This is a genomic window from Pseudonocardia sp. P-1 (assembly GCF_058111925.1).
Genome location: NZ_CM176614.1, coordinates 1,750,562 through 1,772,388 on the forward strand (window position 1 = coordinate 1,750,562; position 21,827 = coordinate 1,772,388).

Annotated in this window: 18 protein-coding genes; 6 read left to right on the forward strand and 12 right to left on the reverse strand. The window is 75.0% G+C overall.

What is annotated here, in order from left to right; translation table 11 throughout:
- Window positions 1-70: 70 nt before the first annotated feature.
- From AC0GKK_RS08390 to AC0GKK_RS08430, 9 genes are all read right to left on the reverse strand, one after another.
- A complete protein-coding gene (locus AC0GKK_RS08390; RefSeq protein WP_489883532.1) occupies window positions 71-2,080 on the reverse strand; it encodes a hypothetical protein in 2,010 nt (669 codons plus the stop codon).
- Window positions 2,080-3,912 carry an FHA domain-containing protein gene (locus AC0GKK_RS08395; protein ID WP_489883533.1) on the reverse strand — a complete coding sequence of 611 codons (1,833 nt, stop codon included), beginning with the start codon at window positions 3,910-3,912 and terminating at the stop codon, window positions 2,080-2,082. Before AC0GKK_RS08395 ends, AC0GKK_RS08390 begins: the two co-directional genes overlap by 1 nt.
- Window positions 3,909-4,274, reverse strand: a complete 366-nt coding sequence (locus tag AC0GKK_RS08400) for a hypothetical protein (protein ID WP_476654094.1) — start codon at window positions 4,272-4,274, stop codon at window positions 3,909-3,911. Before AC0GKK_RS08400 ends, AC0GKK_RS08395 begins: the two co-directional genes overlap by 4 nt.
- 732 nt (window positions 4,275-5,006) lie before the next feature.
- Window positions 5,007-5,879, reverse strand: coding sequence for a 4-hydroxyphenyl-beta-ketoacyl-CoA hydrolase (gene couO, locus AC0GKK_RS08405; protein WP_405418757.1), 873 nt, complete (start codon window positions 5,877-5,879; stop codon window positions 5,007-5,009).
- Between the two features lie 12 nt (window positions 5,880-5,891).
- Window positions 5,892-6,857: a 3-hydroxyacyl-CoA dehydrogenase NAD-binding domain-containing protein gene (locus AC0GKK_RS08410; RefSeq protein ID WP_405418758.1), complete on the reverse strand. Its 966-nt coding sequence runs from the start codon at window positions 6,855-6,857 to the stop codon at window positions 5,892-5,894.
- On the reverse strand, window positions 6,854-8,800 hold the full coding sequence (locus AC0GKK_RS08415) for an acetoacetate--CoA ligase (RefSeq protein WP_489883534.1): 1,947 nt from the start codon (window positions 8,798-8,800) through the stop codon (window positions 6,854-6,856). Before AC0GKK_RS08415 ends, AC0GKK_RS08410 begins: the two co-directional genes overlap by 4 nt.
- The gene (locus AC0GKK_RS08420; protein WP_208822643.1) at window positions 8,797-9,573 is read right to left on the reverse strand and encodes a crotonase/enoyl-CoA hydratase family protein; all 777 of its coding nucleotides are present in this window, start codon (window positions 9,571-9,573) and stop codon (window positions 8,797-8,799) included. Before AC0GKK_RS08420 ends, AC0GKK_RS08415 begins: the two co-directional genes overlap by 4 nt.
- A complete protein-coding gene (locus AC0GKK_RS08425; RefSeq protein ID WP_253068504.1) occupies window positions 9,570-11,078 on the reverse strand; it encodes an acyl-CoA synthetase in 1,509 nt (502 codons plus the stop codon). Before AC0GKK_RS08425 ends, AC0GKK_RS08420 begins: the two co-directional genes overlap by 4 nt.
- Window positions 11,079-11,135: 57 nt before the next feature.
- The gene (locus AC0GKK_RS08430) at window positions 11,136-11,615 is read right to left on the reverse strand and encodes a MarR family winged helix-turn-helix transcriptional regulator (RefSeq protein WP_226355660.1); all 480 of its coding nucleotides are present in this window, start codon (window positions 11,613-11,615) and stop codon (window positions 11,136-11,138) included.
- Between the two features lie 85 nt (window positions 11,616-11,700).
- Here AC0GKK_RS08430 and AC0GKK_RS08435 point away from each other — a divergent pair, with 85 nt between their 5' ends.
- Complete coding sequence (locus AC0GKK_RS08435; RefSeq protein WP_253068503.1) at window positions 11,701-13,032, forward strand: MFS transporter; 1,332 nt, start codon at window positions 11,701-11,703, stop codon at window positions 13,030-13,032.
- Window positions 13,033-13,047: 15 nt separating this feature from the next.
- On the opposite strand, the gene AC0GKK_RS08440 is transcribed toward AC0GKK_RS08435, so the two are convergent.
- Complete coding sequence (locus AC0GKK_RS08440; RefSeq protein ID WP_253068502.1) at window positions 13,048-14,499, reverse strand: DHA2 family efflux MFS transporter permease subunit; 1,452 nt, start codon at window positions 14,497-14,499, stop codon at window positions 13,048-13,050.
- Between the two features lie 151 nt (window positions 14,500-14,650).
- Here AC0GKK_RS08440 and AC0GKK_RS08445 point away from each other — a divergent pair, with 151 nt between their 5' ends.
- From AC0GKK_RS08445 to AC0GKK_RS08460, 4 genes are all read left to right on the forward strand, one after another.
- Complete coding sequence (locus tag AC0GKK_RS08445; protein WP_476654087.1) at window positions 14,651-15,820, forward strand: geranylgeranyl reductase family protein; 1,170 nt, start codon at window positions 14,651-14,653, stop codon at window positions 15,818-15,820.
- 52 nt (window positions 15,821-15,872) lie between these two features.
- Complete coding sequence (idi, locus tag AC0GKK_RS08450; RefSeq protein WP_062400875.1) at window positions 15,873-16,412, forward strand: isopentenyl-diphosphate Delta-isomerase; 540 nt, start codon at window positions 15,873-15,875, stop codon at window positions 16,410-16,412.
- Between the two features lie 24 nt (window positions 16,413-16,436).
- Window positions 16,437-17,432 carry a small ribosomal subunit Rsm22 family protein gene (locus AC0GKK_RS08455; protein WP_226355656.1) on the forward strand — a complete coding sequence of 332 codons (996 nt, stop codon included), beginning with the start codon at window positions 16,437-16,439 and terminating at the stop codon, window positions 17,430-17,432.
- A 164-nt stretch (window positions 17,433-17,596) separates the two neighbouring features.
- Window positions 17,597-18,169 carry a hypothetical protein gene (locus AC0GKK_RS08460; protein WP_405418771.1) on the forward strand — a complete coding sequence of 191 codons (573 nt, stop codon included), beginning with the start codon at window positions 17,597-17,599 and terminating at the stop codon, window positions 18,167-18,169.
- 120 nt (window positions 18,170-18,289) lie between these two features.
- Here the strand turns inward: AC0GKK_RS08460 and AC0GKK_RS08465 are convergent, their stop codons facing one another.
- The gene (locus AC0GKK_RS08465; RefSeq protein WP_489883535.1) at window positions 18,290-19,291 is read right to left on the reverse strand and encodes a CobW family GTP-binding protein; all 1,002 of its coding nucleotides are present in this window, start codon (window positions 19,289-19,291) and stop codon (window positions 18,290-18,292) included.
- Between the two features lie 98 nt (window positions 19,292-19,389).
- On the opposite strand from AC0GKK_RS08465, the gene AC0GKK_RS08470 reads away from it, so the two are divergent.
- Window positions 19,390-20,379: a carbohydrate kinase family protein gene (locus AC0GKK_RS08470; RefSeq protein WP_489883536.1), complete on the forward strand. Its 990-nt coding sequence runs from the start codon at window positions 19,390-19,392 to the stop codon at window positions 20,377-20,379.
- 3 nt (window positions 20,380-20,382) lie between these two features.
- On the opposite strand, the gene AC0GKK_RS08475 is transcribed toward AC0GKK_RS08470, so the two are convergent.
- Window positions 20,383-21,474: a glycoside hydrolase family 16 protein gene (locus AC0GKK_RS08475; RefSeq protein ID WP_489883537.1), complete on the reverse strand. Its 1,092-nt coding sequence runs from the start codon at window positions 21,472-21,474 to the stop codon at window positions 20,383-20,385.
- Window positions 21,475-21,827 lie beyond the last annotated feature (353 nt).

A 21,827-nucleotide genomic window follows, 5' to 3' on the forward strand; every position in this document is an offset into this window, starting at 1 on the left:
AGTGTTCCCGGCGACCGGCCGGGCGGGTCCTTCGTGATCGACACGGGAGCCTCCTCGTGGGTGGTGCTGGTCAGGGGGTGGGTCCGGCGGGGGCGCCGGTCCCGGGGTCGGTGTCCGCCCGTCCGGGCCCGGTCAGCGCGGAGCCGATCCGGACGATCGCGCCGCCCGGGAACCAGGCGGCCTCGTTGGGGCCACCGTGGTGCCCGCCGTCGTCGTCGGCGGCGGTCATCGGCACGCTCACCGGGGCGGCACCGTACAGAGCCGGTGCCGGGTCGGTGTAGGCATCTCCGGTCGTCGCCGCCCAGGCGCGCAGCCCCGACAGCGACGGGGCGGATCCCGGTGCGACGGCGGCGAGCGTCCGGACGTAGCGCTGCGGGACCTGTTCCTGCGGGCCGAAGTCCAGCGGGAGCAGGGTGCCCGGGCTCTGCCCGAGCACTCCCCCGGTCAGCAGCCACGGCGCGAGGTAGGTCCCGCCGAGCGCGGTCGGCGTGGTCTGCGCCGCGCGGGCGGTGTCGCGGACCGTCGTCGCGGCGTGCTGCCAGCCGGACACGACGACCAGGGCGTCGTCCGGGCCGGGGGCCGGGCGCACCGGCAGCCCGGCGGCACCGGCTTCGGTACGGACGACGTCGGCGGCCGCACGGGAGCGGGGCGACACGTCACCGGCGATCGCCAGACCCGGCGCCCCCTGGGAGGCGAGCGCGCGGACGGTGCCGCGCAGCGCCAGGGCGTCGGCCGGGTCGAGCCCCTCCGACGGGCACGGGCCGGCTGCGGGGTCGCCCCCGGCCAGGATCCGCCCGACGGCGGCGGACAGGCACTCCGGCCCGTCGGCACCGCTCGCGCCGGCGGGGGCGGTCCGGTCGGTGCCGACGTCGACCGGCACCGCGCGGGCCGGTCCCCCGGCGGTGACGGTGATCGAGGTGGTGCCCTCGGGCAGGTCGACCAGCGCCCAGCCACCCGGTGCGCCGGAGCGGGCCGTGAACGGCACGTCCCGGTCACCGGTGCGGACGGCGTAGCCGGCGGGGGCACCGGTGTCCCCGTGCCCGGCGGGCATCGTGGCGTCGGGCCCGGTCACGGTGACCCCGGCGCCGGTGAGCTGGACGAGGTTGGGGCCGGGGCGCATCGGGGAGACCGCCAGGGTGAGCGGTCCGGCACCGAGGTCGACCGAGCGCAGCAGGGCCTGTCCCGGGACGGCCGCGGGCGCCGGCGCCGGGAGGGCGGCGAGCAGCGACGCCGCACCGACGGCGACGACCGCGGCCAGCGCGGCGGGGGTGCGCACGCGGTCGCGCACCTCGTCGGCGCGGACCCGGTTGGCCGCACGGCGGATCAGCAGCGTCTCGGCGAGCAGCAGTGCCGCGACCGCGGCCGGGGCCACGACCGTCACCAGCGCGGCGCGGCCGAATCCGGTGCCGTGCACGTCGGTGAGCGAGAACGGCCCGGCGACGGCGAGCCGCACCGCGGCGAGCACGGCCCCCACCGTGCCCGCCGCGATGCCGAGCACGCGCACCCGGGCGGGCCGCGCGTCGTCGTCGGTGCGGGTGGTGACCAGGTGCACCGCCGCACCGGCGGCCAGGGACCCGGCGACGGCGTACCCGGCGTCCGGCGCGAACCACGGCGCGCCGGGGGTGCCGGCGAGCTGGAGGACCAGCAGCGCCGTCACGGCGACTGCGGGCAGCACGGCGAGTACCGGGCGGGGACCGACGAGCAGCGCCGGTACCGCGACCGTGACCAGGAGGAGGAACAGGGTCCAGCCGGTGAGCCCGGCGCCGGACCGGGTCACCGCGGCAACCGCGGCGGAGACGGCGACGAGCGCCGCGACTCCCGCGACGACCCGCTCGGCGCGTCCGGGCGCACCGGCCAGGACCCGGACCAGACCGGTTCCGGCCACCACGGCGAGCGCGGTGAGCAGGACCAGCCGCAGGGCCGTGTCCGCGAACGGCACGCCGTCGAAGGGTCCTCGGGCGAGGACCGCCGGGGCGGCCCCCGCCACTGCACGGAGCAGGGCGGGGGCGTCCCCGGCCGGGCCGGCGGGCAGGAGCCCGCCGGCCGGCACGAACGTCACGATCGACGAGGGGGACATCATCAGTCCTTGATGTCCTCGTCGGCCGCGACGAACAGCATCGAGTGCGGCTTGGCGTTGCCGAAGTCGCCGTGCGGCCAGTGCTGGCGGTTGAAGCTCACGCACGTGTCGCCGGTGTCCTCGTCCGTGAACGACTCGTCCAGGCTCAGCGAGCCGTCCGGGGCGATGTCGGTCATGCACAGGCGGTGGTCGCCGTCGAGCCCGGTGCGGGCCACGAAGTAGTTCGCGGTCGCGAGGCGCGTGGGCCGGTCGGTGTGGCGGTAGTAGCCGTCGTCACCGCGCTCCAGGTTGTCCAGCGCGCCCCAGTGCGGGCCCGCGCCGGTCTGGTCCGGGTTGATGCCGACCGTGCCCTTGATCGTCGGGCAGTCGCTCTCGGCGCCACCGGCGGTGGTCTCCTCGATCGTGTCGATCGAGCACTGCGGCGCGTTGCCGGAGGCCAGGAGCTTCTCGATGTCGAGCGCGACGACCCCGCCCGCGGTGCCCTTGTCGTCCGGGCCCAGCGTGCCGGCCTTGCGACCGATCGTGGCGTGGTAGAGCGTCGTGTCGTCGGCGCTGGTCTGGATCCAGCCACCGTTGGCGCTCGGGCCGCCGTTCTCGCCACCGACGCCCAGCTCGGGCGCGGAGGTCCCCAGGTCGAAGACCTCCTTCCACTCCGGGTTCTCGGCGGTGATGTCCGGCGTGTAGAAGATCGCGCCGCCCTGCATGGTCTGGGCGAACGCGCCCTTGTTCTCCGGCCGGTTGGTGACCGTGGTCTCCATGACGGCGCGGTTCTCGTTGCGCAGCGGGTCGACCCCGTTGGAGCGCGGGCCGGTCGGCAGGTACTGGACCGACGTGACCTTCGGCTTGTTCAGGTCGGAGATGTCCCAGGTCCGCACGGTGGGCCGGCGCAGGTACGGCGACGGGTTCTTCACCGGGTCGAGGATGATCGACCGCGGCTCCGCGTAGTCACTGGTCACCATGGTGTTCAGGTCCTCGCGGACCTGGATGCCGTGCGGGTTGGCGCAGGTGGGGTTGCCCAGGGCCGGCATGTTGAGGCACTGGGTGGGGTCCTCGGGCGTCTCGGTCGCGGCCGGGGCCTCGACGAGGTTCCTGCCCTCCTGGTCGAACCGGATCACCGAACCGGGAGAGCCCGCGAAGCCGTTGCCGGTGCGGACCTCGCCGTTGGTATAGCGGCACGGGCCCGGGGCGACGGGGCCGCCCATGTAGGTGCCGTAGGCGGTGCCGTCCTTCAGGACCCAGTACGCGTCCGGGACCGAGCCGCAGAGCGTCTGCGACGGCAGCGAGATGCCCGACAGCGTGATCTCCGGCAGCGCCGCGACGTCGAAGACGTAGGTGGCCGCGGAGAACAGGCCGCCCGCGTAGATCTTGTCGCCCTTGCGCCACGAGTACTGCATGTGGTGCGGCTCGTTCTCCACGAGCGGGCCGACGGTCGCGGTGTTGACGACCTTGCCGTAGTCCGGGGTGCCCTTGGTGACGTCGACGACGGCCAGGAAGTCCGGACCGGGGAGTGCGTCGCGGACCTTGTCGACCGGGTCGAGCAGCGACCCCGGCAGGTTGCGCACGTCGGCGACCGCGGTGTCGGCGACGTTCTCGTCACCGGCCCAGACCAGCGCGTACTCCTTCTTGGGCCCGTCGGCGGACTGCTGACGGGCCTCCGGCGTGAGGTTGTTCTCGACCCAGTAGTTCTTGCCGTCGGCGCCGGTGACCTCGGACTTGACCTTGTCGATCGTTCCCTGGGCCGACGCGGGGATCGCGACGACCCCGGCGACGACGGCGGCGCTCGCGAGGGCGATGAGCCCCCGCCGCGCCCAGCGGGACTGCGGGAGCAGGCTCATTCGCCGGCCCCACCGGACAGGAAGGTCGGGGTGATCTGCTTGGGCGCCTTCGACACGACGTCGACCAGCCCGGCGGCGGGGACGCCCGCGGGGGCGAAGTCGCGCAGCTGCTGGATCGGCTGGTCGGAGTCGAACGCCTCGTAGGACGACTCGACGGGCGGCGCGGTGGGCGCCGGGTCGGGCTGGTCGTCGTTCGCGGGCCCGGAGGAGTCGGAGCTGAGGATCGGGCCGAGGTCGGGGACCAGGTCCGGGGTGGCCGCCTGGGCCGCGCCGGACAGGCCGATCAGGGCGGTGCCGGCGAGAGCGGCGCCGCCGGCGATCAGCCGGGCCCGGGACGCGGACCGTGCGCGGTGCTGAGGCACGACGTGTCTCCTTCTTTCGTGACGGGGAGCGAGGTGGAGTCCGATGTGGACATCCGACGAGCGGCGGGCCGCGGCGTCGTCCGTCGTGGACGGCGCCGCGGGGCGCGGGCAGGTGCGGGCGTGCGCTCCGAGGGGCGTCGGACTCCGCCCTCCCGGGCCGCCGGGAGGGCGGGGCGGGAGGTCCGCGCGGGGCGCGGTGGTGTGTCGGGGAGTGCTGGGGCGGTCCCGTGGCTACCGCGGCTGCGGACCCCGTGCCGGGGACGGCGTGCGGCGGAGCGCGGGCGCGCCCCGGGAGCCGGGCGCGGTCAGGCGCCGGAACAGAGCGCGCTCGCCTGGCGGCGCAGGTCGACGTGGCGCCGAACCGCGAACCGGGAGACGAGGTGCATGGGAATCAGTAAACAGACCCGTTCGGAGCAACGCGACACCGGACAGGTCCACATCATGGGAACGGGGTCGCAGAGCCCCGAGATCGGGCGTGGGGAGTGACCTGGGCTACTCCGTACGGACCGGGACGACCCGCCCCGTAATGCCGGAACACGGCGAAACGAATCACCTGATCGTGTCAACGACGTCGGGAACCGGTTCGCTTCGAGGCGCTGACCTGCGACGACGCACGACGCGACGGGCCGTACGGGAACCCGTCCGGACAACCCGGGCGGCCGTCGATCCCGTGACCGGCACGAGCGGGGGGTCCGGTGCCGCATCCGGCAGCGGACCCCTCGCCGTCGACGATCACCCCAGTCCGAGCATCCGCACCGCGTTGTCCTTGAGGATCATCGGCCGGACGTCGGGCTTCATCTCGAGGGTCTCGAAGTCCGCGAGCCACCGGTCGGGGGTGATGACCGGGTAGTCCGAGCCGAACAGCACCTTGCGGCGCAGCATCGTGTTCGCGGCCCGCACCAGCTGCGGCGGGAAGTACTTCGGCGACCAGCCCGACAGGTCGATGTACACGTTGGACTTGTGGGTGGCGATCGAGATCGCCTCGTCCTGCCAGGGCACCGACGGGTGGGCGAGCACCACGGTGAGGTCGGGGTGGTCGGCAGCGACGTCGTCGAGCAGCATCGGGTCGGAGTAGCGCAGCTTGATGCCGCGTCCGCCGGGCAGGCCGGCACCGATCCCGGTCTGTCCGGTATGGAACAGCGCGGGCACCCCGAGCTCGGAGATGGCCTCGTAGAGCGGGTAGAAGGCCCGGTCGTTCGGCTCGAAGGCCTGCAGGCTCGGGTGGAACTTGAACCCGCGCACGCCGTGCTCGGTGACCAGGCGCCGGGCGCGCGCGACGGCGGCCTTGCCGGCGTGCGGGTCCACCGAGCCGAACGGGATGAGGATGTCGGCGTGCGCCGCGGCGGCGTCGGCGATCTCCTCGCTGGACAGCGGCGGGTGCCCGGTGCCCGACGGTGCGTCGACGGTGAACACCACCGCGGCGATCCGGCGTGCCCGGTAGTGCTCGGCGATCGCGTCGATGGTCGGCGTGCGGTCCTGGTCGGCCTTGAAGTACTTCGCCGAGGCGTCGAGCAGCTCCTGGTCGAGGGCCAGACAGCCGTGGCCGTCCTGTTCCACGTGGACGTGCACGTCGATCGCGTCGACGGCAGCGAGGTCGATGGGCATGGGGAACCTCCGTCAGGGGAGCTCGGTACGGGACTTGGCCTCGAGCAGCGCGGCGAGGACGCTGTCGCGGCGGGCGGCGAGCGCGGGGCCGTCGAGGTCGCCCAGCTCGTCGCGGACGCCGTCGACCAGCGTCGCGGCCAGCTCGGGGGTGAGCGTGACCTGGCCGAGGTCGCGCCACCACCGCTCGGTGGGCGGACCGAGATGCTCCAGGATGTGCGCGAGGCCGCCGGGACCGCCGGACAGGTGCTGGTTGGCGAACGGGCCGAGCACCGCCCAGCGCAGGCCGGGGCCGTGGGAGATGGCGGCGTCGACGTCGGCGACCGTCGCGACACCCCGCTCGACCAGCGAGTACGCCTCCTGCCACAGCGCGGCCTGCAGCCGGTTGGCCAGGTGGCCCGGCACTTCGGCCCGCAGCCGGACCGGCCGCTTGCCCAACGCGGTGTAGAAGGCGAGCGCGGCCTCGACGGCGGACTCCGCCGTCCGCTCCCCCGGTACGACCTCGACCAGCGGGATGACCTGCGGCGGGTTGAACGGGTGCCCGACGAGCACCCGCTCGGGGTGGCGTGCCGCGCCGCGGGCGATCGTCGTCGGCAGCAGGCCCGAGGAGCTGGAGGCGAGCACGACGCCGGGGGCGGCGGCGGAGTCCAGCTCGGCGAACAGGGTGTGCTTGAGGTCCTCGCGCTCGGGGCCGTTCTCCTGCACGAACCCGGCGGGCCCGGCGGCGTCACCGGCGCTGCCGGCGAACACCAGGTTCGCCACCGGCAGCGGGCCGTCGTGGCCGGGGAACGGGCCGAGCGCGGCGAGGTCGGCGCGCAGCCGGTCCTCGGCGCCCGGTGCGGGGTCGAAGGCGCGCACGTGCAGGCCGCGGGCCAGGAACAGTGCCGTCCAGCCGACGCCGATCACCCCCGTCCCGACGACGGCGACGGTGCCGACCCCGGCCGCGGCACCGGCGCCGCCGGGGGTCCCGGGCGCGCTCACGCCGGCGTCCCGGAGGCGAAGTGGACGAACGCGTCGAGCGCGGTCGGGTCGGCGAGCACGTCGCGGGAGGCGACGTCGTCGACGGCCGCGCCGAGCAGGATGCGCTTCACGGGGACCTCCAGCTTCTTGCCGGTGCGGTTGCGCGGCACGACCGGCACCGCCTCGATCCGGTCCGGGACGTGGCGCGGGGTGAGCTCGCCACGCAGCGCGGTGCGGATCCGGGTGACCAGGGCGTCGTCGAGGGGGGTGCCGCCGGCGGGCTGCACGAACAGCAGCAGTTCGCCGTTGCCGCCCGCGGGGTCCTCCAGGTGCACCACGAGCGAGTCCTCGACCTCGGGCAGCTCCTCGACGACGCGGTAGAACTCGGCGGTCCCCAGCCGGACGCCGCCCCGGTTGAGGGTGGCGTCGGAGCGGCCGGCGACGACCGCGGAGCCGTCGGCCGAGAAGCGGACCCAGTCGCCGTGCCGCCACACCCCGGGCCAGGTGGCGAAGTAGGTGTCGCGGTAGCGGCTGCCGTCGTCGTCGCCCCAGAAGCCGACGGGCATCGACGGCATGGGGGCCCGGATGACCAGCTCGCCGAGCTCGCCGACGACCGGGCGGCCCGCGTCGTCGAAGGCGGCGGCGTCGACCCCGAGGCAGGGCCCGGAGATCTCGCCGGACCACACCGGCTGGAAGGGGCTCCCCTGCACGATGCCGGAGCAGACGTCGGTGCCGCCGCTGCCCACGTTGAGCAGTACCTCGGGGCCGAACTGCTCGGCCACCCAGCGGTAGCCCTCCGGCGGGAGAGGGCTTCCGGCGGCGCCGATCTGGCGGACCGCGGACAGGTCGTGCTCGGCGGCCGGGCGCAGGTCCGCGGCGCGCGAGGCCATGAGGAACCCGGGGCTGGCACCCAGCAGCGTCGCGCCGGTCTCGGCGGCGAGACGCCACTGCCACCCGAGGTCGGGGTGGGCCGGGTTGCCGTCGATCAGCACGATCGAGGCCTGCCGCAGCAGCCCGGACACCAGCGCGTTCCACATCATCCAGGCGGTCGTGGAGTACCAGAGGATCCGGTCGCCGGGGCCGAGGTCCCAGCTCAGGGCGTGGTTCTTGAGGTGCTCGACCAGGATGCCGCCGTGGCCGTGCACGATCGCCTTGGGCAGCCCGGTGGTGCCGGAGGAGAACAGCACGCACAGCGGGTGGTCGAACGGGACCGGGTCGGCACCCGGCTCCGGGTCGGCGGCCAGCAGCTCGTCCCAGGTCATCGCGTCGGGCACGGTGTGCGGCCCGTACGGCACGGCGACGACGTGGCGCACCCCGGGCAGCCCGGCGCGCAGGGCGGCGACCTCGTCACGGCGGTCGACGTCGCGTCCGGCCCAGCCGTAGCCGCCCACGGTGAGCAGCACGACCGGGTCGACCTGGCCGAACCGGTCGAGCACGCTGCGGGCGCCGAACTCGGGGGCGCAGCTCGTCCAGACCGCGCCGAGCGAGGCCGTCGCGAGGAACGCGACGACGGTCTCGGGCAGGTTCGGCAGGTAGGCCGCGACGCGGTCGCCGCGGCCGACGCCGAGCCTGCGCAGCCCGGCCCGGGCGCGGGCGACCTGCTCGCGCAGCCCGCCCCAGGTGAGCTCGACCCGGTCGCGGGTCTGGGAGTACGCGACGACGGCGACGTCGTCCTCGGGGCCGTCCAGGGCGTGCGCGGCGTAGTTCAGCGTCGCGCCGGGGAACCACTGCGCGCCCGGCATCCCCCGGCGCCCGAGCACCGCCCGGGGCGGGGTGTCGAACCGGACGCCGAGGTGGGTCGCGACCGCGGACCAGAACGCCTCGGGCTCGGTCACCGACCAGCGGTGCAGCGCGGCGTAGTCGGGCAGGGTCAGGCCGTGCCCGCGCTCGACGGCGGTGACGAACCGGCCGATCTCCGTGGTCTCCCGGACGTCGTCGGCAACCGGGCGCAGCAGCTCGCTCACCGGCGCACCTTCCCACCGCGGCCGTCGAGGAAGGCCCGCATCCTCTCCTGGGCCTCGGCACTGGACGAGGCGACGGCGGCGACCAGCGACTCCATCATGAAGCCGTGGTCCGGGGAGGCCTCGGCGATCCGCGGCAGCGCCTGGAGCACCGCGACGTTGGTGATCGCCGAGTTCCCGGCGACGGTGCGGGCCAGCTCGCAGGCGCGGGCCAGTCCCTCCCCCGGGCCGGTGCGGTAGTGCGACAGGCCCAGCGTGTGGCCCTCGTCGGCGTCGAGGACGCGGCCGGTCAGCATCATGTCGGTCATCCGGTGCACGCCGATCAGCCGCGGTACCCGCACCGACCCGCCGCCTCCGACGAACAGGCCGTGCTGGCCCTCGGGCAGCGCGTAGAAGGTGGAGTCCTCGGCGACGCGCAGGTGGGTGGCCGAGGCCAGCTCCAGCCCGCCGCCGACGACGGCGCCCTTGAGCACCGAGACGACCGGCAGCCGCCCCTCGGCGAGCCGGGCGAACGCGCGGTGCCACATCCGGGAGTGCTCCATCGCCGCGACGACGTCGCGGTCCCCGAGCTCGGACAGGTCCAGCCCGGCGCAGAAGTGGTCGCCCTCGGCGTCGAGGACGACGGCGCGCACCCCCTCGGGCGGGCGGGCGAAGAAGTCCTCGATGCCGAGCACGGTCGCGTCGTCGAGGGCGTTGCGCTTGCGGGGCCGGGACAGGCGCAGCACGGCCACCTCGTCGTGGCGTTCCACGGTCAGCGACTCGGGCAGAGAACTCACGACAGCTCCTCGGCGACGGCCGCGGCCGCACGCAGGTCGACGCGCCGGACCTTGCCGGACGCGTTGCGGGGCAGCTCGTCGACGAACCGCACGTACTTCGGGACCTTGTAGCGGGCCAGCCGCCCGGCGAGCAGCGCGCGCACCGCGTCGGCGTCGAGGTCGGCGCCGGGGCGCAGCTGCACGTAGGCCGCGCCGACCTCGCCCCAGCGCTCGTCGGGGACCCCGACGACGGCGCAGTCGGCGATGTCGGGATGGGTGACCGCGACCGCCTCGACCTCGGCCGGGTACACGTTCTCCCCGCCCGAGATGATCATGTCCTTGACCCGGTCGACGGCGAACGCCCAGCCGTCGTCGCCGGCCCGGAGCACGTCGCCGGTGCGGAACCACTCCCCGCGCCGCGACGCCGCGGTCTCGTCCGGGCGGTTCCAGTAGCCGGGGCTGACGTGCGGCCCGCGGACCAGCAGTTCGCCGGGCTCGCCGTCGAGGGGGGCGAGCTCGCCGTCGCGCTCGACGGCGACGTCGGTGAAGAAGTGCGGCACCCCGACCGAGGTCGGCGGGTGCGCGGCCGTGCCGTCGCGGGTCGCCATGTGCACCCCGGGCGAGGCCTCGGTCATCCCGTAGCCCTGCTGCAGCGCGACGCCGCGCTCCAGCCAGGCCCTGGCGACCCGCTCCTGCACCGGGGACCCGCCGTAGACCACGGTGCGCAGCGACGACAGGTCCGTGCCCGCGAACGACGGGGACTCGCACAGCATCTGCAGCATCGTCGGGACGGCGGCGAAGCTGGTGATCCCGGCCTCGGCGATCCGGCCCAGGACCGCCGCCGGGTCGAACCGGGCGACGAGCTCGACGCTGCCGCCCTTGAACAGCGTGGGCAGCGTGACCTGGGAGAGCCCGACGCAGTGGAACAGCGGCGAGATGCACAGCGTGCGCTCGTCCGAGCAGACGTCGACGTGGGCGAGCTGGTTGACCGTGTTCCAGGTCAGGTTGCCGTGGGTCAGCACCGCCGCCTTCGGACGACCGGTGGTGCCGGAGGTGTAGAGCAGCACGGCCGGGTCGTCGAGACCGGCACCGGCGTCGTCGCGGGCCGGCCCGCGGGCGAGGTCCTCGACGCCGCGCACGACCGGGATCCGCGGCGCGGTCGCGGCGACGAGGTCGTCGGCGTCGGCGCCGTGCACGAGCAGCGTCGCGCCGCAGTCGTCGAGCATGTAGCCGACCTCGGCGGGGGCCAGGCGGTAGTTCAGCGGGACCGCGACCGCGCCGAGCCGCCACGCCGCGAAGCAGGTCTCCAGGGTGGCGACGGCGTTCACCCCCAGCCAGGCGACCCGGTCCCCCGGCCCGACGCCCCGCTCCGCCAGACCGCCGGCGATCCGGGCGGCGCGCCCGGCCAGCTCGGCGTGGTCGACCGCCCGTTCCCCGTCGGACAGGGCCGGCGCGTGCGGACTGATCCGCGCGCGGCGGGCGGGCCAGGTGCCCAGCCCGAGGCCGGGACCGGTGATCGGGCTCATGGGGCTCCCTCGCTCCTTGATATCAACTAGCTTGATAGCAAGGTGCTTGCCATGGGGTCAAGCATCGCCGTCCGGCGGGATCCCGTCGCGACCGGCCAGCGCGGCGAGGCACCGTTCGAGGGCGTCGGCGAACACCTCGGCCTGGTCGGGCTCCAGCGCGTCGAGCATCCGGCGCTCGACGACCCCGGCCGCGGCGTGGCAGCGGGCCAGCGTCGCGTCGCCGTGCGGGGTGAGCCAGACCTGCAGGATCCGGCGGTTGTCCGGGTCCGGCCGGCGCTCGACGATCCCGTCGCGCTCCATCGCGGCGACGAGCTGCTGCATCGCCTGCGGGGTCACGAAGTGCCGTCGCGCGAGCTGCGCCGAGGACAGCCCGCCGCGGCGCTCCAGCACGCTGAGCGCGGTGTACTGGGCCAGCGTCACGCCCAGCGGGCGCAGCGCCTCCTCCATCCGGGCCCGCTCGGCCATCTGCAGGCGCTTGACCAGGTAGGTCAACCGCTGCCCCCGCGTCCCCGTCGGTACCGACGCCGCATCCGTCACGTGTGCGATCCTAACGATCGTGGCGCTGATCACAAGTAACTTGCTATAAAGCTGCTTTCCATCTCACGGAAGGCAGGGAGCTGCGATGACGCACCCCCGGTTCTCCTCGACCCAGCGCCGGCGCGCGGTCCTGTCGAGCTATCTCGGCAGCCTGATCGAGTACTACGACTTCCTGCTGTACGCGACGGCCTCGGCCGTCGTGTTCAACGCGGTCTTCTTCTCCGACCTCGACCCGCTGGTCGGCACCGTCGCCGCCTTCGGCACGCTGGCCACCGGATACCTGGCCCGCCCGCTCGGCGGGATCGTGTTCGGCCACTTCGGGGACCGGGTCGGGCGCAAGAGGATGCTGGTCATCAGCATGGTGCTGATGGGGGTGGCGAGCACCCTGATCGGCCTGCTCCCGACCTACGCGCAGGTCGGCGCGCTGGCCCCGGTACTGCTGATCGTGCTGCGGGTCGTGCAGGGCGTCGCGGTCGGCGGGGAGTGGGGCGGCGCGGTCCTGATGTCGGCCGAGCACGCGTCGTCGCGGCGGGGCCTGTGGGCGAGCTTCACGAACGCCGGCGCGCCGAGCGGCATGGTGCTGTCGACGCTGGTGCTGGCGCTGTCGGCGGCGCTGACCGGGGACGCGTTCCTCACCTGGGGCTGGCGGATCCCGTTCCTGCTGAGCGTGGTGCTGCTGGGCATCGGCCTGTTCGTCCGGCTGTCGGTCACCGAGACCCCGGTGTTCGCCGCGGCGGCCGCCGCACAGCCGACGACGCCGGCCCGCGCCCCGCTGCTGGAGGTGCTGTCCCGGCCGCGCAACCTGCTGCTCGCCGTCGGCGTGGGGTTCGGGGCCTTCGTCGCGCAGGGGACGCTCACCACGTTCCTGATCTCCTACGCCGTCGGTGCCGGGTTCGAGCGCCAGACCGTGCTGAACGCGCTGACGCTGTCCTCGCTGGTCGCCAGCGTGGGGATCATCGGCTTCTCCGCGCTGTCGGACCGGGTCGGACGACGGCCGGTCGTCCTGGGCGGGGCGGTCGCCACCGGGCTGTGGTGCGTCGCGATCTTCCCGATGATCGACACCGGCTCGGCGGTGCTGCTCACCCTCGCCGTGGTGGTCGGGCAGGGCGTGACGCACGCGGCCTGGTTCGGGCCGTCCGCGGCGCTGTACTCGGAGATGTTCTCCACCGGCTCGCGCTACACCGGGGCCTCCCTGGGCTACCAGATCTCCGGGATGGGCGCGGGCCTCTCGCCGGTGCTGTTCGCGTCGCTGCAGGCCGCCGGGTTCGGCACCGGGACGCTGTCGGCGGTGATCGGGCTGCTGGCGCTGGTCTCGGTCGGGTCGGTGCTCGCCCTGCGCGAGACCTCCCGCGACGGGCTGGACGACCCGGACGTCCCCGCCCCCGCCGGCACCACCGGGAGGACCGCGACCCGCTGACCCGGCGGACGGGCCTCAGGTCCGGGCGTCCTGCGGGGCCGCGGTGGGTGCCGGTAGGCGGGACGCGGCCACCGCGACGACCACCGTCACCAGGGACACGCCCGCCGCGACCAGGAAGGCCGCGTGCACCCCGGCCGCGTCGACGCCGGCGCCGGCCGAGGCCAGCGTCATCACGGTGATGAACAGCGCCGTCCCCGCCGCGCCCGCGACCTGCTGCAGCGTGGTGAGGATGGCGCTGCCGTGCGAGTACAGCTCGCCGGGCAGCGAGCCGAGCGCGTCGGTCATCAGCGGCGTGAACATCAGCGCCAGCGCCGCGGACAGGCCCACGTGCAGCACCACGACCAGCCAGATCGGCGTCGCCGCGGCCAGGGTGGTGAACCCCCACATCACGATCGCGAGCAGGACCGAGCCGGGCAGCACCAGCGGACGGGCGCCGACCCGGTCGTAGGCCCGGCCGACGAACGGGCCCAGCAGCCCCATCACGAGCCCGCCCGGCAGCACCACCAGGCCGGCGACGAACGCGCTGTCGCCCAGCACCTCCTGGATGTAGAGCGGCAGCAGGATGATCGCGCCGAACAGCGACATGAACCCGGTCGCGACGAGCACCAGCGACAGCGAGTACCGGCGGACCGCGAACGGGCGCAGGTCCAGCAGCGGAGCCGTGCCGGTGCCGCGCTGCAGGCGGACCTGGCGGTGCACGAACACCGCCAGCGCCGCCGCACCGAGCACCAGCGGCACCCACGGCAGCACCGCGGTGTGCGCGCCCCCGGCGGCGGACTCGCCGATCGCGGACAGCCCGTAGACGATCCCGGAGAACGCGACCGCCGAGATCAGGACCGAGGCGACGTCGAGCGGGGCCCGCGTGGTCTCCGCGGCCACCCGCAGCCGCAGCGCCCCCGCGACCAGGGCGACCAGCGCGATCGGCAGCACGATCCAGAACATCCAGCGCCAGCCCAGCGCGGAGAGGATCACCCCGGACAGCGTCGGGCCGACCGCGGGCGCCACCGCGATGACGATCGAGATCGTCCCCATCGTCTGCCCGCGGCGGCTCGCCGGGACCAGGCGCAGGATCGTCGTCATGAGCAGCGGGATCATCACCGCGGTGCCGGTGGCCTGCACGACCCGTCCGGCCAGCAGGAACCCGAACGCCGGCGCGACCGCGCACAGCAGAGTGCCGGTGCTGAACAGGCCCATCGAGGCGAGGTAGACCGACCGCGGCGGGAACCGCCCCAGCAGGTAGCCGGTGATCGGGATGACCACGGCCATCGTCAGCAGGAAGCCACTGGTCAGCCACTGCGCGGTGGCCGGGGTGACCCGCAGGTCGGCGATCAGCGCGGGCAGCGCCACGCTCATGATCGTCTCGTTGAGGATCATCACGAACGCCGAGCCGACCAGCAGCGAGATGATCAGCAGGGCTCCGGCGGGCAGCCGCTCGGCGTCGCGGCCGGCGGCCGGCTCGGTGGTCACAGCGTGCTCCTCGGTACGTGACGGACGCGCCCACCCGCGGCGCCGGCACACGGCGCGGCCGGACGAGGGGGTGGCGGTGTGCGAGTGCACCACGGCCGGGCGGGCGGTGGCGAGCCGTTTCCGCCCGGGCGCGGAGGGGGACAATGGCGCCATGTCCACCTACGACGTCGTCGTGGTCGGGGCCGGTCCCGCCGGCTGCGCCGCGGCACTCAACGTGCTGCGGCTGCGACCGTCGGCGTCGGTGCTCCTGCTCGACGCCGCGGCCTTCCCCCGCGACAAGACCTGCGGCGACGGCGTCGCGGCCGAGGTGTTCGACCTGCTCGACGAGCTGGGTGCCACCGGGGTCCGGGCCCTCGGCGTCGCGGCACCGCGGCTGCGCCTGCGCACCCCCCAGGGCCGGGTCGTGCACCGCACCGCACCCCGGCCGAACCGGGTGGTCACGCGGCTGGAGCTGGACGCGGCGCTGGTCGACGCGGCCGTCGCCGCCGGGGCGCAGCTGCGCCGCCACCGGGTCCGCACCGTCGTCCCGCACGGCGACCGGGTGCTGCTCGACGACGACGTCGTCGCGAGGATCGTGATCGGCGCCGACGGGGCCCACTCGGTGGTCCGCCGCGCGCTCGGCGCGCCGGGCGTGCCGCCGTCGTCGACGGCGGTGGCGATCCGCGGGTACACCCCGGTCGCCGCCGAACCGGGGACGCTGTCGATCGAGTACGCCGGCGGCGCCGTCCCGGCCTACGCCTGGTCGTTCCCGATCGCGGGCGGCGGCGCGAACGTCGGCTACGGCGTGTTCGACGAGCGCGGCGCCGGGAACCGGGCGTCGCTGCTGGAGCGGCTCGCCGCGCTGCTGCCCGGCCAGGAACCGGACCCGTCGACGCTGCGCGCGCACCACCTGCCGCTGTCCACCGCGCCCCGGTTCCAGCCCGACGGCCGGGTGCTGCTGGCCGGCGACGCCGCGGCGAAGGTGAACCCGCTGACCGGCGAGGGGATCTTCGACGCCGTCGCCTCCGGGATCCTCGCCGGGCGCAGCGCGCTGCGCGGCGACGACGCGGGCGCCGCCCACCGCGCCGCCATGGAGCGGACCTTCGCCCGCCACCACCGCCACGTCGGGACGCTCGCCCGGCTGGCCGCGCGTCCCGCGTTCCTCGACGCCGCGATCGGCGCCGCCGCCCGGAGCAGGCGGGTGTTCGACTGCGCGGTCGAGCTGGGGCTGGCGCGGGGCACGGTCTCCCCCGCCGCACTCGCGGTCGTCGCCGCGCACCTGCCGGGTGCCGCGCTCGGCGGCGCGGTCCGGCGCCGCGCAGCCGCCCGCCCCGGGGTGTGAGCCGGTACCGGCCGACGGGCCGCGGCCGCCGGGCTCCGGTAGACAGGACGGCATGGAACAGGTCGTGCTGCTGGACGACGACGGCAACCCGGTCGGCGTCGCGGACAAGGCCACCGTGCACGGTGCGAGCACCCCGCGGCACCTGGCGTTCTCCTGCTACGGCGTCGACGACGCCGGCCGGCTGCTGGTGACCCGGCGCGCCCGCACCAAGACCGCCTTCCCGCTGGTCTGGACCAACACCTGCTGCGGGCACCCCGCCCCCGGCGAGGACATGGCCGACGCGGTGCACCGCAGGCTGGCCGACGAGCTGGGCATCCGCGCGACCGAGCTGCGGATGGTGTTACCGGACTTCAGCTACCGCGCGTCGCAGGACGGGATCGAGGAGAACGAGCTCTGCCCGGTGTTCGTCGCCCGGATCAGCGGCGAGCCCGAGCCGCGCCCCGACGAGGTCGAGGACGTGGCCTGGTGGAGCTGGTCGCGCTTCCGCGCCGCCGCCGACGACCCGGCCTCCGGGCTGTCGCCGTGGGCGCGGATGCAGGCCCCGCTGCTCGACGTGCTGGCCGACCCGCTGCTGGTCGGCGCCCGGGGCTGAGCCCGGGACTGGTGGAATGGGCGGGTGGTCCCCGACCTGTCCCCCGACCTGTCCGGCGCACTCGGCGCCGCCCTCGACGACGCGCTCGACCGGGTCCCCGCCGCGCGGCTCGCGCCGGTGGTCGACCGGCTGATCCGCGACTACCGCAGCGGCACCGTGCCCACCGCGCCGATCCTGCGCACCGACGACGACGCGGCGGCCTACGCCGCCTACCGGATGCCCGCGACGCACGCGGCGGTCGTCGACGTGCTGGAGCGGGCCGCCGCGCGGGTGCCGGAGCCGGTGTCGCTGCTCGACCTCGGCGGGGGGACCGGTGCCGCGGTGTGGGCCGCGGCGCAGGTGTGGCCGTCGCTGGAGCGGGCCACGGTGCTGGAGGCCGCGGCGCCGGCCCGGGCGCTGGGGCGCAGGCTCGCGGGCGGGGCTCCGTCGGCGCTGCTGCGCGGCGCCCGCTGGGAGGCCGCGGTGCTCGGCACCGCCCCGGCGCTGCCGGACACCGACCTGCTGACCGCCTGCTACCTGCTCGGGGAGCTGCCGGTGCCGGTGCGCGACGCCGTCGTCGACGCCGCCGCCCGGGCCGCGCGGGTGGTCGTGCTCGTCGAGCCGGGGACGCCGGCCGGGCACGCGCGCATCCTCGACGCCCGTGCCCGGCTGCTCGCCGCGGGCCTGACCGTCGCCGCGCCCTGCCCGCACGACGGCGCCTGCCCGGTGACCGGTGACGACTGGTGCCACTTCGCCGTGCGCGTCGGGCGCAGCTCGCGCCACCGGGTGCTGAAGGCCGGCTCGCTGGGCCACGAGGACGAGAAGTTCTCCTACGTCGTCGCCGTGCGTGACGACGACGGCACCGTCGGACGGGCCCCGGGCCGGGTGGTCCGGCACCCGCACACACGCAAGGGACTGGTGACTCTGCGTGTCTGCGAGGCGGACGGGACGCTGCGGGACACACCCGTCCCACGCAGTCGCAAGGAGCTGTTCCGGCACGCCCGTGACACCGCGTGGGGCGACGCCTGGCCACCCGGGTGAGCCCTCCGGGTTGCTCGCAAGCGGGAGAGGCGAACGTCACAGACCGGACGCGCCGAGGAACGTTGTGAATCTGTAACACCGACCGGCATCGTGGGCGACTGACCGGGCGAGACGGCCATCAGGTGGGCCGCGAGCAGCAGCATTCTCACAGATCGAGCACGACCATGAACGACTTCGTCACCGGCGCCCCCGCCGACCGCCTGCCCACCCTCGTCCGCACCCGTACCGGATACCGCGTGTACGACCCGGCCCTGATCACCGGCACCGACTACGTCGTCGACGACGCGGGCGACCTCGTCTACACGAAGCTCCCGGCCGGTGCGATGACCGGCACCGCCGTCGTCGCCGCCGCCGTGGTGGCGCTCACCGTGGGTGAGAACAGCTGGTCCTGGTCGGCGCTGGCGTTCCTCGTCTGCCTGCCCGTCGCGCTCGGGCTGGCGATCGGGGTGCTCTCGATCATCCACGCGGTCACCGACCCGGTCCGGGCCTACCGCGCCCGCACCGGGCACACCCGTTTCGCCCGCGACATCGCCGCGACCGACCCCGCCTCCTGGCAACTCTGCGCACGCGCCGAGCGGCTCGCGGCGACGCCGTCGTGGCAGGCGGGACGGATCGACCCGACCCGCACCCTCGGTGTCCTGCTGTGGACCGCCGTGGCCGGTGGGGAGGCGTGGGCCGCCGACGCGCTGACCCAGCTGGCCGAGCCGGCGACGGGCCCGGACCTCACCTCGGTCTGATCTCGGGTCCAACCGCCCCCACCCGCCGCTCGAGCCCCGCGTCATGTCCCCAGGGTCACCCTCGTAGCGCTCTACGCCCCGAAAGTGACACTGGGAGCAACAGCAGCAGGGGAAGACGGGTCAGACGGCGTAGCGGGCGACGGGGAGGAGGGCGTCGACGTCGCGACGGTCGGAGTCGGTCGCGACGCAGGCGCGCAGCGCGCGTTCCAACGCGGCCTCGTCCAGCCCGGTCCCGATCAGGACCAGGGTGGTGCGGCGGGGCTCGTCGGGGTCCCACCGGCTCCGGCGGAACCGTACGTACCGGCCGACGGTGTGCAGGTCCCAGCGTTCCCGGTCCGGGGCGGCGGCGAAGCGCACCGAGCCCTTGATCCGGTACAGCCCGGACGGCCGGGCGTCGAGGAGGTCCTGCAGGCGGGCGGCGTCGAGCGGCTCGTCGCACAGGAACGTCAGGCTCTGGTAGCCGGCGTGCAGGTGGTGGGAGTGCGGCTCGTCGACGCGCTCGCCCAGCATCAGCTGGCGGCCCGGCACGATCTCGATGTCGAACAGCAGCGCCGGGTCCACCGCGCCGTCGCGGACCGGGACGATCAGGGCCCGCGGGTTCGCCTCGCGGCACAGCCGCCGGACCCGCCACAGCGGCCCCGGCCCCACCCGGTCGATCTTGTTCAGGACCACGAGGTCGGCCATGCCGACGTGCTTGTCGAGCTGGGGGTGGCGGCGCCGCGAGTCCTCGAACTCCGCGGCGTCGACGACCTCGACGAGCCCGCCGAAGCTCAGGTGCTGGCCCAGCGCGTCGAGCACGAGCTGGACCAGCGTGCCGGGCTCGGCGATGCCGCTGGCCTCGATGACGACGACGTCGATCTCGTCGCGGCGGCGGGTCAGCTTCTCCAGCACCGAGGAGACGCCGCCCTCACCGACCTCGCAGCACAGGCAGCCGTTGCCGAGCCCGACGACGTCGCCGGCCTGACCGGCCACGCGCAACGCGTCGATGCCGACCGACCCGAAGTCGTTGACGACCACGCCGATCCGCGCGTCCCCGCCCGCGGCGAGGAGGTGGTTCAGCAGTGTCGTCTTGCCGGCTCCGAGGAATCCGGCCAGCACCACGACCGGGATCTTCCGGGGCATCCGTCATGCCTACCACGTGCGTGTCGACGCACCGTGACGTGGTCGTGACCCGTCACGGACCTGTCCGGGGACCCCGATCGGACCACTACAGTGCGGCCATGCCCGACACAGCTGCCGGACGCCCGCCACGCGGAGTGATCGCCGTCGCCGGAGAAGCCCTCGTCGACATCGTCCCCGCCCCCGCGCAGGGGTACTGGGAGCTCGCGCCCGGCGGCAGCCCCGCGAACGTCGCGGTCGGGCTGTCCCGCCTCGACGTGCCGGCCCGGATGCTGGCCCGGCTCGCCGACGACCTGCTCGGGCGCAAGCTGCGCGACCATCTCGCGGACAACGGCGTCGACCTGTCGCACTCGGTCAAGGCGGACGAGCCGTCGTCGCTGGCGATCGTGGAGCTGGCCGCCGACGGGCAGGCGTCCTACGACTTCCGGATCGCGGGCACCGCGGACTGGCAGTGGACCGACGACGAGCTCGCCGGTGCCCTCGACGACGGCCCGGCCGGCCCGGTCGTCGCCGTCCACTCCGGATCGCTGGCGCTGACCACCGCGCCCGGTCACGACGCGCTGCGCGAGCTGCTCGCCTCCGCTGTGGACACCGCGACGGTGAGCTACGACCCGAACTTCCGGCCGCTGCTGATGGGGACGCCGGAGGAGATCCTGCCCGGCGTGCACGAGCTGCTCGGCGTGGCCGACGTGGTGAAGGTCAGTGAGGAGGACCTGGGCTGGCTGCACCCGGGCCGCGAGCCCGGCGACGTCGTCGGCGAGTGGCTCGAGCTCGGTCCGGCGGTCGTCGTGGTCACCCTCGGGGCGAACGGGGTGCTGGCCGGGACGTCGTCGGGGCTGCACCTGGTGCTGCCCGGCCGCGCCGTCGAGGTCGTCGACACCGTCGGTGCCGGGGACAGCTTCTCCGCGGCGCTGCTCGCCGGTCTGCACCGGCGCGGGCTGCTCGGTGCGACCGCCCGCGACGACCTCTACCGCATCGACCGGCCGACGCTGGAGGCCGTGCTGACCGAGGCCGTCGCGGCGTCGGCGATCACCTGCTCGCGGCACGGCGCGAACCCGCCCACCCGCGCGGAGCTCGACGCCGCGGTCTGAGCCTCAGCGGTGCTCGCGGGCGAGCATCGCGGTCTGCGCCTGCTGCTCGGGCTCCGACAGCTCGCGCGGCTTCCGGTCGGGGAAGTCGCGGGGCTGCCCGGTCGCGGCCGAGCCGGGCGGCAGGCTCAGCGTGGCCACGGTGCTCTGCGGCAGCGCCCACTGCCGGGCCCAGTCCATGTGCATCGCGGTGGGGCCGCCGGCGTTGCCGAAGTAGTCCAGCTGCATGGTCATGTTCATCGGGCGCGGCGGGAACTGGTCGGTGTCGGTGTTGGAGTACCACTCCTTCCCGTTCACGTACGCGGTGATCTTCTCCGGGGTCCATTCCAGCGCGTAGGCCGACCACTGCGTCGAGTCGTGCTTCACCGACCCGTAGTCCTGGTCGTTGCCCGGTCCGTAGTGGAGGAAGAAGCTGGTCTTCTGGCGGGAGTCGTCCATGATCTCCATCCAGTCGACCTCGCCGCCGACCGGGAAGTCCTCGGCCACCGGCCAGAGCAGCAGCAGCGCGTTGATCCCGCCCCGGCCCTCGTCCGACTTCACGCAGGCCTCCCAGCGGCCGTAGCGCTGGCCGGGGTGCCAGCTGACGGCGCCGGTGTTGCCGTCGGCGTCGGCGGAGATGGTCATCGCCCCGTCGGCGACGGTGACCGCCTCCGGGGTGCGGGTGCCCTTCTTGTTGTGGCCGGGCTCGGGGCCGTAGGGGTGCCAGTCCGGCGGGACCGTGGTGCCGTCGAAGTCGGACTCGCGGGCGGGCGCGCCCCAGCCGAGCTCCTGCGCCGCGGTCTCGGTGCAGTGCGACGACGCCGGGGGTGCGGCGGAGTCGGCCGGGGTCTTCACCGTCCCGCCGGCCGGGTCGCCTCCCGGGGTCGCGGTGCCCGCGGCCGGGCCGGTCGGGTCTCCGCCGGTCGGGGCGGTCGGGGCGGGCGCGGCCGCGCCGCTGTCGTCCCGCGGGGGCACCGGGTCGTCGGCGACGGTCCGGGTCACGGCGGCCGCCGGAGCCGCGGATGCCGCCGACGCCGTCGACGCACCGGCCGTCGTGACCGCCGACAGCGCGAGCGTCGCGGCGAGCACCGCCACCGTCGTCCTGGTCCTGGTCCGCACCGTGGATCACTCCCGTCACTCGGTCACCTGCGGTCCCATCTCACGTGCGGTGGGTGAGGAGCACCAGTCGAACCACCCGTCCGGGGAGCGCGCGGACGAGTGGAATGCGCTCGCCCGTGAACGGAAAGTGACTCTCCTGCGGACACCGGTGACGACGGGTGACCGTCCCGGTGCGCGGCCGCGGGTGCGGCACCCCGTCGCGGCGCGGGGCGCCCCGCGCGCGGGGTGCCGGGCGCGGTGGCGGGTCGCCGCACCCCACGGACGAAGGTGCCGCACCCCGGCGGGGGCTCCCGCACCCGCCGCGACGGGTGCGGCGACCGGACCAGGGGTGCGACGCGCCCCGGGGCCCATGC

What these genes read in the sequence shown, in the direction of transcription:
- idi (WP_062400875.1), top strand. Translation starts at nt 15,873, where the DNA reads ATGGAACAGGTCGTGCTGCTGGACGACGACGGCAACCCGGTCGGCGTC.
- AC0GKK_RS08465 (WP_489883535.1), bottom strand. Translation starts at nt 19,291, where the DNA reads ATGCCCCGGAAGATCCCGGTCGTGGTGCTGGCCGGATTCCTCGGAGCC.
- AC0GKK_RS08445 (WP_476654087.1), top strand. Translation starts at nt 14,651, where the DNA reads ATGTCCACCTACGACGTCGTCGTGGTCGGGGCCGGTCCCGCCGGCTGC.
- AC0GKK_RS08425 (WP_253068504.1), bottom strand. Translation starts at nt 11,078, where the DNA reads ATGAGCCCGATCACCGGTCCCGGCCTCGGGCTGGGCACCTGGCCCGCC.
- AC0GKK_RS08470 (WP_489883536.1), top strand. Translation starts at nt 19,390, where the DNA reads ATGCCCGACACAGCTGCCGGACGCCCGCCACGCGGAGTGATCGCCGTC.
- AC0GKK_RS08390 (WP_489883532.1), bottom strand. Translation starts at nt 2,080, where the DNA reads ATGATGTCCCCCTCGTCGATCGTGACGTTCGTGCCGGCCGGCGGGCTC.
- AC0GKK_RS08460 (WP_405418771.1), top strand. Translation starts at nt 17,597, where the DNA reads ATGAACGACTTCGTCACCGGCGCCCCCGCCGACCGCCTGCCCACCCTC.
- couO (WP_405418757.1), bottom strand. Translation starts at nt 5,879, where the DNA reads ATGCCCATCGACCTCGCTGCCGTCGACGCGATCGACGTGCACGTCCAC.
- AC0GKK_RS08395 (WP_489883533.1), bottom strand. Translation starts at nt 3,912, where the DNA reads ATGAGCCTGCTCCCGCAGTCCCGCTGGGCGCGGCGGGGGCTCATCGCC.
- AC0GKK_RS08435 (WP_253068503.1), top strand. Translation starts at nt 11,701, where the DNA reads ATGACGCACCCCCGGTTCTCCTCGACCCAGCGCCGGCGCGCGGTCCTG.